General features: G+C 41.4%; 11 protein-coding genes. 3 read left to right on the top strand and 8 right to left on the bottom strand.

Annotated features, from left to right (window positions below; genetic code table 11):
- Positions 1-90 precede the first annotated feature (90 nt).
- The 3 genes from PPIS_RS04310 to PPIS_RS04300 form a co-directional block, all read right to left on the bottom strand.
- The gene (locus PPIS_RS04310) at positions 91-2334 is read right to left on the bottom strand and encodes an NAD(P)-binding protein (RefSeq protein ID WP_026345565.1); all 2244 of its coding nucleotides are present in this window, start codon (positions 2332-2334) and stop codon (positions 91-93) included.
- Positions 2335-2447: 113 nt separating this feature from the next.
- Positions 2448-3425 carry an acetoacetate decarboxylase gene (locus tag PPIS_RS04305; RefSeq protein ID WP_026345566.1) on the bottom strand — a complete coding sequence of 326 codons (978 nt, stop codon included), beginning with the start codon at positions 3423-3425 and terminating at the stop codon, positions 2448-2450.
- A gap of 69 nt (positions 3426-3494) precedes the next feature.
- A complete protein-coding gene (locus tag PPIS_RS04300) occupies positions 3495-4082 on the bottom strand; it encodes a dienelactone hydrolase family protein (protein ID WP_010371605.1) in 588 nt (195 codons plus the stop codon).
- A gap of 284 nt (positions 4083-4366) precedes the next feature.
- Here PPIS_RS04300 and PPIS_RS04295 point away from each other — a divergent pair, with 284 nt between their 5' ends.
- The gene (locus tag PPIS_RS04295; RefSeq protein ID WP_010371607.1) at positions 4367-5197 is read left to right on the top strand and encodes a TIGR02285 family protein; all 831 of its coding nucleotides are present in this window, start codon (positions 4367-4369) and stop codon (positions 5195-5197) included.
- Between the two features lie 94 nt (positions 5198-5291).
- On the opposite strand, the gene PPIS_RS04290 is transcribed toward PPIS_RS04295, so the two are convergent.
- The 4 genes from PPIS_RS04290 to PPIS_RS04275 form a co-directional block, all read right to left on the bottom strand.
- Complete coding sequence (locus PPIS_RS04290) at positions 5292-5864, bottom strand: YceI family protein (protein WP_010371610.1); 573 nt, start codon at positions 5862-5864, stop codon at positions 5292-5294.
- 3 nt (positions 5865-5867) lie between these two features.
- Positions 5868-6443, bottom strand: a complete 576-nt coding sequence (locus PPIS_RS04285; protein ID WP_010371613.1) for a cytochrome b — start codon at positions 6441-6443, stop codon at positions 5868-5870.
- 153 nt (positions 6444-6596) lie between these two features.
- Positions 6597-7979 (bottom strand): cytochrome c oxidase accessory protein CcoG, encoded by a 1383-nt coding sequence (gene ccoG / locus PPIS_RS04280; RefSeq protein ID WP_010371615.1) that lies wholly within the window; start codon positions 7977-7979, stop codon positions 6597-6599.
- A gap of 141 nt (positions 7980-8120) precedes the next feature.
- A complete protein-coding gene (locus tag PPIS_RS04275) occupies positions 8121-9548 on the bottom strand; it encodes a sigma-54 interaction domain-containing protein (RefSeq protein ID WP_010371618.1) in 1428 nt (475 codons plus the stop codon).
- A gap of 154 nt (positions 9549-9702) precedes the next feature.
- On the opposite strand from PPIS_RS04275, the gene rsmF reads away from it, so the two are divergent.
- Positions 9703-11142: a 16S rRNA (cytosine(1407)-C(5))-methyltransferase RsmF gene (rsmF, locus tag PPIS_RS04270; protein ID WP_019647359.1), complete on the top strand. Its 1440-nt coding sequence runs from the start codon at positions 9703-9705 to the stop codon at positions 11140-11142.
- A gap of 261 nt (positions 11143-11403) precedes the next feature.
- Here the strand turns inward: rsmF and PPIS_RS04265 are convergent, their stop codons facing one another.
- Positions 11404-11652 carry a YkgJ family cysteine cluster protein gene (locus tag PPIS_RS04265; protein ID WP_010371625.1) on the bottom strand — a complete coding sequence of 83 codons (249 nt, stop codon included), beginning with the start codon at positions 11650-11652 and terminating at the stop codon, positions 11404-11406.
- Between the two features lie 236 nt (positions 11653-11888).
- Between PPIS_RS04265 and PPIS_RS04260 the strand changes: the two genes are divergently transcribed.
- Positions 11889-13064, top strand: a complete 1176-nt coding sequence (locus PPIS_RS04260; protein WP_010371629.1) for an efflux RND transporter periplasmic adaptor subunit — start codon at positions 11889-11891, stop codon at positions 13062-13064.
- Positions 13065-13066 lie beyond the last annotated feature (2 nt).

Genomic DNA, 13066 nt, shown 5'->3' with positions numbered 1-13066 from the left:
GCATACAAATTATACCAAAGTGGGATTTAAGCCCTGCAAATTGCAAGGCTTGAAATGTAGTTGAACTACTCAGTCAGTATGACTAACTACTCAACGGTTAAAGGGCTCAAACCCTGATTCTCCACTAATGCTTTGAGGATACCCAGTGATAGCTCTACTCGTTTGCATGCCAGCCATCACAGCAGCTTCAACACAACCTGCGTTGACACCAGTTTTAATCCAATCTCCGGTAATGTAAAGGTTATTGAAGACGCTACCGTCCGTAGGCAGTCGAAATTGACTGCTATCAACAACACTTAACACATAACGCTCACTGGGGTCGACATTCACCCTCCAATACTGAGTGTTGAACCTAACTTCTCCTTCATTATTATCAACATCAAACAATACGTTCCAATCGAAGTCGTTACCATGATAAACCTCTGGCCACAGTGGCTGCATCTGTAATCTAAGTTTTTGCAATGCGTTTTCTTTTACCTGAGCTTTCATGCGTTCAGGAAACTCATGATCGCTCGGAGGTGGATAATCTGCGCAGGTAAAAGCACTACAAAAGTAGGCAATGTTCTTGGGCTGTGTATTTGGCCAATCTTCAAACTCAAGTAAATTAGACATCGCAGCCCAAGTGTCAAAGGGTTGAGAAAATGCGCTTAATATAGGTGGCTCATTACTGCCAGAAGGGTCGTGAAAACCCAGTTCACTGTCAGTTTTAGTGAGCCACAACTGTAATGCTTGAGTCGCAACAGTTTTGACCTTTTCGGCTTGCAACTTTAAGCTGTTATCTTTAGCCAATAATTGCTGACAAAGTGGCTCAAGACCTGCCACTGAGATCCCAAAAATCACTAAATCGAAATCAGTACCTTTATTCAGTGTTTTTCTCGGTAACCTCTGTCCAAATGCTTGTTGGTAAACCACCTCCCAATTAGACCAGTAAGACTCTAGATTAATCTCATGTTCTTTAAGTAGTGCCACTTGCTGCGGGTCAATTTGTTGCCACAGTGGAAAGCTTGGCCAACATGGCAAGTCTTTCACTAATTCCAGAGGCTCGTAACATTGCGTCTCTTTTAGTTTAACCTGCTGAATTAATTTAATACTATCAACATAATGACCATCATCATTCTGTGCACAGTGTAGCGACTCGACCTGATGAAAAAACGCAAACTTAACGCCTCGATGTTTGAGCAGCTCATAGATAGGAGAGAAAATAATATCTCCCATCCCCGCTTGCATTTTCCACATCACACCGCCGCGATAACACAGCATAATCCGAAGCATAGCCAAAGCCGCAACTCCCGCTTCGACATTCGGCTTTTTAAAATCACCGTCCTCATAGCCAAAAACGAGGTCATAAAAGCCGCGGACAGGCGCAGACTCGACAGACAGCGATTCATTTGCGCCATTGCGCTTGAGCCACTGTTTAAAATCGTACCGATCAAGATAGCCAAAACCTCGTGAATAGACTTTATCACGGAGCATGCCTATGGTCATCGCAACACCTAAATCTATACATATATACAGACGTCTAATGATAGGGTTGTCATCAATTAAGTCGTTTACTTCAGACTGCAACCAACGCCTAATTTTTCGAACCATATACCAAACAACTAAGTGATCTTTCTTATTCTCTAAACGATGATCAGCTTCACGCACCGTCAAAAAATTACTGAGTTGCGTTATTAACAGCTTTGGTGTGGATACAACCTCTTGAACATGGTTTTCTGCGTCATCAAATAAGGTCTTGGCTTTATCTTCTACGCTATCAAAAAAGCTTTTAACTTCCTGTCCCAAGTGAGCAAGCAGCGCTTTATCTCTTTCTTTTTTAGTTTTGAGTTGTGTGGATTTGTGCGTTTTCTCAACTTCACACTCCAAATCATCAACCCACTTGTGTAGCCAAGCCGCAAGTAATTTTAAAATCTGCCAAAAATGTAAATCGAGAGTGCCATTTGCTGGATTACCTGGGATCTCAGGGAAATCTACTGACCAAGTTTGCCATTGCTGGTCGATATATTCTTGCAACACCACCAAACTATGCGGTTTTAGTGCTTGTTGCCAAGTGTGAATGGGGATATCACTTGAGCGCTCAAGCTTATTATAAACTGTCTCAATTGCCCTAAAAGAATTGACATAGGCACCAAACCAAACGTGAAGACCATGCTCCTCTATACGCTCGCCGTATTCAGCATTACGACCACTCGCCCCTTTGCCCCCCAAACGCCAACCTTGCTGATAAACGGTAATATCGTAGCGCTCTTGCCAATCTTCTTGTTCAGTCATGTATACCGCAGCTGTCATCGCCGAAACGCCGCCGCCAAGTATTGCTACTTTTTGTTTACTCATAAGCCTTCCTTTTTCAAACGTGTTGACGAGCAACACCTAAAGCCACATAGGAAGACAACTAAACATGCAAATATCGCTTTAGTAAAAATCGTGTTTTTTATGCCACAAATACACTAACGATGGAGGTTAGCCATACTCTGAGCACTGGAAACAATTTCTTCGACTCCAGCCTGATCGAAGTCCATTTTCACAAAGTAAGGTAGTTTGACCTCGCTTTTGCCTAATGGAATGCCAAACATTTTATCGAGTGGAAACGCATCCATTCGTTGTAGATTCAGGCTTAAGTCATCTTTGATAAAACCAATTTTGTGGATTTTCTTCACCTCAGAAGGGGAATGCACCACTGCCGAATATACAGACTTCTCGGCATGGCCATCTGGGAACTGCTTAAATAGTATTTGATCCATTTGCGGGTGGGTAAAACCCGATAAGAACTGCTTAAGAAATTGGCTATCGACATCTAAATCAGACACTGAATCTTTGAAAAGCTCAGCAATTTCTTCACCCACTTCCAACACTTCTTTTAGCCATGACTCCCCGTCATCCTCAGGTTCAATGGATAACAATTCATGCCATGCCATTTTCACGTTGGGATCAAATTCCTTAAAGGTCTCCAGAGAGAGGGAAAAGTTCAGTGGATCGCCAAAGCTTTCAGGCATTTCGTAGCGACATAAATATTTGTTGTAGCCCCATATTTCTCGACCATTTATCAGTGCGTTAATGTTGTTGACAGAGATAAACGCAGGATACCAATACAGATGCTCTGCTTTTAACGTTTCGAGATTGACTTGCAGAATTGGCAACCAGACGATGACATCGGTTTCTTGCATATATCCATAGTTACTAAATGGCGGCACTTTTGATGCGATATTTTCAATATCCGTAAAGGTCAATAAGCACCAATCCGTTAAGGCCCTGAATACAAATTCACTATTAGAAACCGAATTAAGCGTTTTATCAACATAGGCTTGGACTGTTGATTTATTTCCTTTGACAAAGAAGCCATACATTTGCGCATTTAGCATTCTACATGGAGGTTTGGCGATCGGATTACTATAAAAATGTTGATAATCAGGCAACTCGGGATACATCTCTCACTCCTTAAAGTATGATAAGTTAGTGTTCAGTGTAGTTCGCTCAAGCCGCTTTTGCGTATGTCGTTATGAAAACTCCGCCTCTCGTTGCACAACCTCGATATAGTTACGTGCCTCTCGCTGGCAAAAATACTGATAATGCGAGTATGCGTACTCATCATAGTTACCCGAAAGCATGTTCATAAAACCGTGTAAATATCGCGTCCGGACACAATCCAGCCCTTTTTTATCTTTTAACTGTTCTATAACGGGCTCAACGTCAAAATGAGATTCAACTTGAGCAAAGAAGATAGACACATCGCAACTAGGCTTAATATTCAGATGGTTACGTATTTGGCTAGGATAAAATGCAATAAGCTGCTCAACAGAGTGAGAGGCACCTTGTTCAGACAATGCAACCCACGCAGCAGCTCCGCCTGCACTAAAGCCAATAATAAGTTTTGGTTTGTATTCAGAAATCGCTGCTGATACTTTGTCAGCATATAAACGATGACCACATTGCGCCAAAAACAAATCATAACAATCCGACTCAGAGACACTGTTTGGTTCTTCTATAAATGGTGAAAGCACCTGCACGTCACTTCCAAGCGATTTAGCAAAACGATCAATATGATCCGTATAACCGAAAATATCGGTAACGATTAATATAGCCATCGGTTTTCCTTATTAATAATTTATAGTTATTGGCTTGTATGACTTTCCTTGCCATGCGGCCTTATCTACTTATATTTGGGTTAACGCGCTGCAATCAAACTCTATATTCAATCGCTTGACTGAGCTTTAATTAGCACACTTTTACCCAAAACTAAAACCTCTTTTAAAGCTAGCATACCGCCAACCTCTGTAAACATTAAATACAAATTAAATAAACATTAATTTAATCATCAATATCGCAATCAATGCTAAGCTTATTGTAAGTTCAGCAAGAGTGACCCAATTTGATCAAAATCATCTTACTCCTCTTCATTGCCTTTCAATCCAGTTTTGTATTTGCAAAACAAATCACTTGGATTGCTATAGACTTCGCGCCTTATTATATCCTTTCTGACGATTTGGAGGGGCAAGGACGGGACGAGTTATTGATAAAACTCATCCAACAACAGATGCCCGAATACACCTTCAATTATAAAGTGTTCCCCGCATCGAGGGCGATACATGAGCTCTCTAATTTCAACAACCAATATTGTATGATCTCCCTCTATAAAACACCCGAGCGGCAAAGACATATCGCTTTTAGTGATGAGTATTCTACCATTGGATTGTCAACCTCTGCCGCACTAAGGAAAGATGTCGCACAGTCGCTTGGCATTAGCAACAGCGCAATTGATTTGGAAAAGCTCGTAACTGAGCATGGGCTAACCGTAGGTGTGGCGGCAAATCGTTCGTTTGGTCATGAAATTGATGCGTTATTGGCGAGTTTGCCTACCAAGCAAGTGCTTATAAGACCAGGAAGAGATACGTTAGAGAGTTTGACTATCATGCTACTCAAAAAAAGAGTCGACGTGATACTCGGATACCCAAGCGAACACCACTACCACAAATTGCATGTTGATAAGCAAGATGAATTGACACAAGTCAGATTGAGTATCGCCTCGCAGATAACTGCTGGATATGCAGGCTGTAATAACAATGCGATTGGTAAGGAACAGATAGCAGTAATTAGCGAAGCGTTAAAGCAAGCCCACAAAAACGAGCAGTTCAGATTAGCTATGGCTCGTTGGTTACCAGAGCAATTTCAACCACAGCTAGCTAGTATTTTTAAAAACTAACTTTCTAAAACTGATATTGCGTTTGAAAAGTGGACCCCTCCTAGAATATAAAGCGCAGCACCACGTATGTAGAAACACGTGGTGCTAGTAGAGATTACTTACGAATACCTTCCAAGTGCAAACCGATGGTAACGTGCGTTGATGCCGGACCTAGATCATAATCAATGTCATAATCAGCAAGTTTTAACTGGGTTTCGCCTTCAAAGCCAACTCGGTATCCACCCCAAGGATCTTTACCTTCGCCCACTTTTTGAATATCAAACTCGATATGCTTTGTTACCCCATTGAGTGTAAAGCTTCCTTTCACCTTCGCATTTGTATCATCGCTAAAAGTAATCGAGTTACTCTTAAAAGTCGCCTTTGGGTTTGCTTTTACGTTTAAAAAATCATTACCGCGCAAATGTTTATCACGCTCTGCATGATTCGAGTCAATAGAATCAGTATCGATCACTACATTGATTTTCGATGCATTTGGATTTTTTGCATCATAGCTAAAGTCGCCTTCAAAGCTATTAAATCGGCCATGCAACCAGCTGTATCCTAAATGTTTAATTTTAAAGTTTACAAAGGCATGTGCACCCTTTGTATCAATTACATAATCCGCAGCATTTACTCCGGCCGATAAGGTCATAGCTGCCATGCTTAATGCAATGATTGTTTTTTTCATGTTTTAATCCTCAACTTTTGTAGCGTTTGGTACCTTGAGCATTCGAACTAAGGTACGATCTTTATTAATAAAGTGGTGTTTTAGCGCTCCCACAATGTGCAGCGCCACTAATCCAATGAGCCCCCAAGCAATATATAAATGCACAGTGCCTGCAATATCACTTTGTTCATCAAACAGCTCCCCAATACCTGGAACAGAAAACCAGTTGAACACCTCTATTGCTCTACCATCTGAGGTAGAAATTAAGTAACCTGTGACAAACAGCCCAAACAAACCTAAATACAAAACGACGTGAACGACATGTGCTATTGTGTTTTGCAATTTGTCCATGGGAGTGGCTTCGCTTTCGGGTTTCACGCTAGGGTTGGTAACCTTCCAAATCAGTCTAAGTACTATCAAAGCTGCTAGCATTATTCCTATGCTTTTGTGAATATGTAAGCCATCACGATAGAAAGGATCGTAATAACTGAGTTCAACCATGTACAACCCGAGACCAAACATGCCAAATACCGCAAGCGCGCTAACCCAGTGAAAGATGATGGCTAACAAACCATAGTGTTGTGATGTATTTTTAAACATAATATTCAGCTAATAAAACTCATTCTCAATAAGAGTAAGCTTATACGCTAAAAGTTCAGAGAGAAAGCCATAAATTTAGCGTCAGATTGTGCATATATGCACACAAAAAAGGCGCTTCATAATACAAGCGCCTTGAGTCGGGGGGAGTGTAAACTAATTTTTATAGAAGTAGCTGTCCTTCGTGATGCTAATATTGGCATCTTGTTGCGACTCTATAGTGAATTGGATTGGAGTGCGCTTACCTTTAAGCTCATAGCCATCAGCGGTCACTGTTACTGGGATTAACGCCATGTCGCCGCCAGCGATATGCGTTGTGATTGGAGCTGTAAGTTTCGCATCTGGCAGTCCCTTTAAGCTCACGGTGTAAGTTAAATCATGCTGTGTTTTGTTTATTACACTTAAGGTGTATGGGTTCTCGACTAACCCCTCATAATTAACACGATAAAGCGCATTACGGTCGCGAATAACAGAGGCTTCTATTGGTGTACGATTGAATGCCCAAATCACCATTGTGACTACTATCAATACAGTAATAGCACCATAGCCTACTATTTTTAACCTAAATGGATTCGACTTTTTGCCTGCTTGTTGATGCTCACTTTGATACTTAATCAAATCTGGCTGATAGCCGAATTTATTCATCGTTTCGTTACACGCATCGATACATAAACCACAGTTAATACATTCGTATTGCAGGCCATTACGAATATCAATACCAGCGGGGCAAACTTCAACACATAAATTACAGTCTACACAGTCGCCGAGCCCCAGCTGTTTTGGGTCTTCTTTGCGTTTGCGACGACCTCTATTTTCACCGCGCTCACTATCATAGGTGACAACCAATGTATCTTTGTCAAACATGACCGATTGGAAACGAGAATATGGACAAGCCACAGTACACATTTTTTCTCGCAGAAAGCCCGCGTTTCCATAGGTACAAAGTGCGAATAAAAATACCCAGAAGGAAGTCAGGCCAGTCCACTCAAGCGTAAACATGTCTAGATACAACTCTTTTGCAGGTATAAAATAGGCCATAAATGAAGTGGCAGTAAACACCGAAATTATCAACCAAATAGCGTGTTTAGCCGTTTTCTTAGCGACTTTTTTGCTATCCCAGTTTGATTTGTCCAACTTTATTCGTTGGTTGCGAGTCCCCTCCACTCGGTGCTCAACCCAAGTGAACATAAGCATCCAAATTGTTTGTGGGCAAGTATAACCACACCACACGCGACCCAGCCAAGTTGTGACAAAGAATAAAGCAAAGGCACCCACCATAAAAATCCAGGCTAGAATCATAAAGTCTTGAGGGAGAAAGGTGGCACCAAATATCCTAAATTGCTGCTTACCAAAATCAAGCAAGATGGCCTGCTGCTCGTTGTACGGGATCCAAGGAATGAGAACGAAAGTTAACATTAAAAACCAGCCAAGGTTTCTTCTTATTTTTTGGAAAAAACCTTTTTGCTCTCTGACGTAAATAGGCCCTTCTTGTTTATAGGGCTTAATGATCATGTCTTCTTCTTTGATATCAAACTTCATGTTATTTGCTACATTGGTAATACACGAGTTTGATATTGCAACTTTCAGACCAATCTGAAAGTTTATAACATTTTGATTTTTATCGTATTTATTTTTATTATATTTTCAACATCGCGAAATATCACGAATAGGCGCGAAATATCACGAAAGCTTAGCAATTTTTAGTTTTTTCATTTTCGACCTTAGCGTACTTTCGGGTAGTCCTAACTTATCAGCCGCCCCGTTGCTGCCAGCGATCTTCCAGTTACTTATTTCTAGCACTCTTAATATGTGTTCAGCTTCTGCCTGCGCTAAAGTCAGTTCACCGTTTTCAGATTTATGCTGCTTAGTAGCGTTAAGTGCTTGAGATAAATCAATTAAACGACCTTTAGATAATATCGCTTCGCGCTCCAACACGTTTTGGAGTTCTCGAATATTGCCAGGCCAATCATAACGCTGTAGCGCATGGATAGCCTTTTTTGAGATCCCGCGTAGTTGCTTACCCAGCTTTTTGTTGAGCTGCACGATGAGGTTGTTGGCCAATACGGGTATATCCTCTATACGCTCTCGTAGTGCAGGCACTCGAATAGGAAAAACGTTTAAACGATAATATAAATCCATTCTAAACCCTCCCTCCTCGACCATTTTCCATAAATCTCTGTTGGTCGCCGCGACTATCCGTATATCTACTTGGATCGACTTACTTCCCCCTACACGTTCAAACTCTCGCTCTTGTAATACACGTAATAACTTGCTTTGCGCTTCTAGCGGTAGCTCGCCAATTTCATCTAAAAATATGGTTCCTTTATCCGCCAACTCAAAACGTCCTTTACGTCTTTCATTCGCTCCAGTAAATGCACCTTTTTCATGTCCAAACAATTCAGATTCGATCAAAGTTGATGAAAAAGCAGCGCAATTTACTTTAACGAAAGATTGCGATGAACGCTCACTAAGGCGGTGCAGATTTCTGGCAACAAGCTCTTTACCCGTGCCATTTTCCCCTAAAACCAATACCGTACTGTCGGTCTGGCTAACCAGCTCTAGCTGCGCTAACATGGCCTGAAATATTGCGCTACTGCCCACCAAACCCGAGTCTTGCCAATTTTCATTTAATGTTTCTAGCAGGTAGGCATTTTCATCTTTAAGTTGCTCAGTAAGTACTTGAACTTTATTCAGCGCCTCTCTTAGGGCATTTTCAGTTTTGTGCTGTTGCGACACATCGCGAAATATCGCGACTGCACCGATAATTTGCTGATCTTTGAAAATTGGCGTAGAGGTATATTCCACAGGAAAACAGCTCCCATCTTTCCGCCAGAACACCTCATTGGTTACCTGTCGTGTTTTACCATCAAACATTGTTTTGTAGATGTTACATTCATCAGCAGGATACTCACTCCCATCTGCATGACTATGATGATGGTACTGATGTATTTTTTTCCCCAAAAGCTCATCACTTTGCCACCCAGTCATACGCTCTGCGGCCGGGTTTACAAAAACAGCGTTACCAGAAAGATCAAAACCATAGATCCCCTCTCCAACCGCATTCAATAATAATTTAGGGTCCGCCAAAAAGTGTTTGATAATAGACATAGCAATCCTCGCGATATTTCGCGAAGATTATATAACCATAGCCTTTTACTGTCAGCCATGAGTTTTACTTAATAATCACCATAGTCACAACAAACATGCATTTTTCACTCATGAAAGTGTAGAATGAGAGAAAGCTTATAACTTGAGTAACTGCGTGGACAAATCAACTTATATTCCCAGCGCGTTTCTAGACGACATAAAAACCTACTTACCAGACCACCTTAGCATCGAAGACTTTATAGATAAGTGCCAGTCTCCTTTACGCCGAGCAGTCAGAGTCAATACCCTAAAAATGTCTATCACGGAATTCTTAGCCTACTGCGAAAAAAGTGATTGGCAGGCAGAACCGATCCCTTGGTGTGAAGAAGGGTTTTGGATAGCAAGAAGTGAACAAGAAGAAGCTAATCTTGCTATCGGCAACACAGATATCCATTTAAGTGGCTGCATCTATGTCCAAGAAGCAAGTTCCATGTTGCCGCCAACAGCATTGAAATCGACTATCAGCAGCGGTGATATTAATTTGGATATGGCGTCAGCACCAGGGTCGAAAACTTCGCAACTCGCAGCTTATATGGATGGACGTGGCGTACTAATCGCTAATGAGCTATCTTCATCTCGACTCAAAGCGCTTGCAGCAAATATGAAACGTATGGGCATACGAAATGTTGCATTATCTCATTTTGACGGCTGTATCTTTGGCGATTATATGCATGAATGTTTTGATAACATCTTGCTTGATGCACCATGTTCTGGAGAAGGCACAGTTAGAAAGGACCCAAATGCCCTTAAAAACTGGTCAATAGAGTCTAATGTTGAAATTGCACAAGTGCAGAAGCAACTGATAGACAGCGCATTTCAAGCCTTAAAGCCAGGTGGTACCTTAGTGTATTCAACTTGCACATTAACACCATTGGAAAATCAGCAAGTATGCCAACACCTCATTGATAATTATCCTCAAGCAGTAGCAGTCGAAAACCTGTCGACCTTATTTGAGGGTGCTGAAAAAGCAACAACGTCCGAAGGATACTTGCATGTGTGGCCTCAGCTATATGATAGCGAAGGGTTTTTCATTGCTCGATTTAAGAAGTTACACTCTGTTGCCGTTAAAAATCCAAAGCAGAAAAAAGGCGCTTTCCCTTTTGAGGAACTAGACAAGAAAACCACTCAACTATTGTTATCCGTACTAAAAAAACAGTTTGGTATTACCCAACTTGACGGTAAGTTGATGCAGCGCGATAAAGAGGTGTGGTTATTTCCTGACAACTTTGAAGTAATCCAAGATAAGATCAAATATTCTCGCATAGGGATTTTAATCGGTACTACCCATAAAAACGGGGTAAGATTAGAGCATGAGTTTGCCACTACTTTCGGTCACTTAGCGTCTAAAAACACTTTAGCACTAACAAAAGAGCAAGCAAAAGATTACTTTAATGGCAAAGATATACGCCTAGATGAAGTTACCAAACTAACGGGAGAGGTGATCCTCACGCTATGTGGCAGTGCCATCGGGTTAGGAAAATGGCAAAAGAATAAAGTTAAAAACAGTTTGCCTCGGGATTTAATTAAAGACGGCCTGTTGATAACTTGGGTATAACCTGAATATACCCTTTTGATATTTTTAAGACCAATTATGAATATAAAGAACAACTCTTTGTTTTATATAAACTTAATAAATCATTCATTTATTTGTAAAAAGAATGAAAGGTTAACTAAACTTAACAGTACTTTCTACTTCTCCCTACAGTCTTAGAAGGTGTTTTTAGTTAGCGCACGGCTCAATCTTGAGCCTTTCCCTAGGCCCAGAACTTAGCAGGTAAGTTTCTGGGCGTTTTTTTATCAGTTAACCAGAGGCTAGTTAGGTCAACATTTCGAGTTCTGTGATGATCTGCATCGCTGCTTCATTACTGTCACCGCACACATCTTCCATGGCCTTAAATTGCAAACACACCTGTGGGCGCTCTGGCTGGTTAAACAGTTTACACAGATTATTTTCATCTAGTTGAATACACCGCTCCCCCGCAGGTTTACCATTTGGCATACCGGGAATGGGTGTTGAAATACTTGGTGCTATACAACAAGCGCCACAACCAAGCCTACAATCCATTCTGTTTCTCGCAATTTTGACAATAAGTGGTGCATTTTATCGAAAAATCGACTACACGTAAAAGCATCAATCGCTTTTAAGAATGTAACGATAAATTTAGGTACGCAAAGCTTTGTTACATATTCAGTCTGGATTTAAACACCTCGACATAACTATTCGCGCATTCTTAAGCTTATCGATGATCTAGAGCCGTTAATCTGGGTCATTAAAAATCATTCAACAGGAAGGATTTTAACGTGGCTAGTAAAAAACAAATAATTCTACCAATTGCCGTTCTTGCGGTGGGAATTGCAGCGGCTGTTGCCATGTCTGCAATGAAACAACCTCCAGAAGAGAAGAAAGAAGAAATAGTACATCCTCTCGTACAGGTTCAACCTATTCATATTGACCAAGTTAGGCTTAACGTATCGTCATACGGTATCGTGATGCCAAAATACAGTACTGATCTTGTTGCTCAGGTCAGTGGTCAAGTCATTTCATTGTCTGACAAGTTTGTCAAAGGTGGCTTTGTCAAAGAAGGTGACGTACTTGCTCGCATCGACCCGAATGACTATGAAGCGTCGCTGATTGAAGCCGAAGCGGCTTTAGCACAAGCCAGCTCAGCGCTAGAAATAGAACAAGCTCAGGTGCAAGTAGCAAAAGCAGAATGGCAAAGAATTAAAGCAAATGCTAACGAAAAAATACCTTCTGAACTCTATTTGAGAAAACCTCAGCTCGCTGAAAAGTTAGCAAGCTTTAAAGCTGCGCAGGCTGCAGTGAAAAGAGCGAACCGAAATTTAGAGCGTACTTATATCAAAGCGCCTTACGATGCGATTATAGAATCTCGCACCGTAAGCCTTGGTAGTGTAGTCAATCCCGGTAATGGCTTTGGTAAACTCAATGCGACATCTGTTGCGGAAGTACGCCTCCCTGTTGCCGATAATGAATTGAAATATTTACCGCAACAAGGTGTTGGCACCGATGTCGTGATCACAGCAGAAGTCGCTGGTCAACCGATGAGTTGGAAAGGCGAAATAGTGCGCAGTGAAGGCGTTATCGATAACAAAAGTCGCATGACCTACCTCGTTGCTCAAGTCGAGCAGCCTTATCACAACGACATGAAACCACTACGTTTTGGCGCTTATATCAATGCTGATATTCAAGGTTTGTTAGTGCAAAATGCCACTATGATTCCTCATCACTTAGTGAAAGAAGGTCGCGTTGCGACATTGGATGACGATGCCAAGCTGAGCTACAAAAAGGTCAATATTATTAGAGAGTACAATGGCATGGTCGTCATTGATAACGGCGTTGAGTCAGGCCAACAGATCATTACTTCAGCACTGGACTATCCTTCTGAAGGGATGCAACTACGTACAGATGACACTCCTTCGCAAAGCGCTAACACCCAGTTAGCGCTCAAAGAGGAGTAAGG

Source organism: Pseudoalteromonas piscicida (genome assembly GCF_000238315.3).
GTDB classification, from domain to species: Bacteria; Pseudomonadota; Gammaproteobacteria; order Enterobacterales; family Alteromonadaceae; genus Pseudoalteromonas; species Pseudoalteromonas piscicida.
This window is presented reverse-complemented; position numbering and strand designations above follow the sequence as displayed.

Excerpts from the sequence above, each read along its gene's own strand:
- PPIS_RS04310 (WP_026345565.1), bottom strand. The coding sequence starts at position 2,334 with ATGAGTAAACAAAAAGTAGCAATACTTGGCGGCGGCGTTTCGGCGATG.
- PPIS_RS04305 (WP_026345566.1), bottom strand. The coding sequence starts at position 3,425 with ATGTATCCCGAGTTGCCTGATTATCAACATTTTTATAGTAATCCGATC.
- PPIS_RS04300 (WP_010371605.1), bottom strand. The coding sequence starts at position 4,082 with ATGGCTATATTAATCGTTACCGATATTTTCGGTTATACGGATCATATT.
- PPIS_RS04290 (WP_010371610.1), bottom strand. The coding sequence starts at position 5,864 with ATGAAAAAAACAATCATTGCATTAAGCATGGCAGCTATGACCTTATCG.
- PPIS_RS04285 (WP_010371613.1), bottom strand. The coding sequence starts at position 6,443 with ATGTTTAAAAATACATCACAACACTATGGTTTGTTAGCCATCATCTTT.
- ccoG (WP_010371615.1), bottom strand. The coding sequence starts at position 7,979 with ATGAAGTTTGATATCAAAGAAGAAGACATGATCATTAAGCCCTATAAA.
- PPIS_RS04275 (WP_010371618.1), bottom strand. The coding sequence starts at position 9,548 with ATGTCTATTATCAAACACTTTTTGGCGGACCCTAAATTATTATTGAAT.
- PPIS_RS04265 (WP_010371625.1), bottom strand. The coding sequence starts at position 11,652 with ATGGATTGTAGGCTTGGTTGTGGCGCTTGTTGTATAGCACCAAGTATT.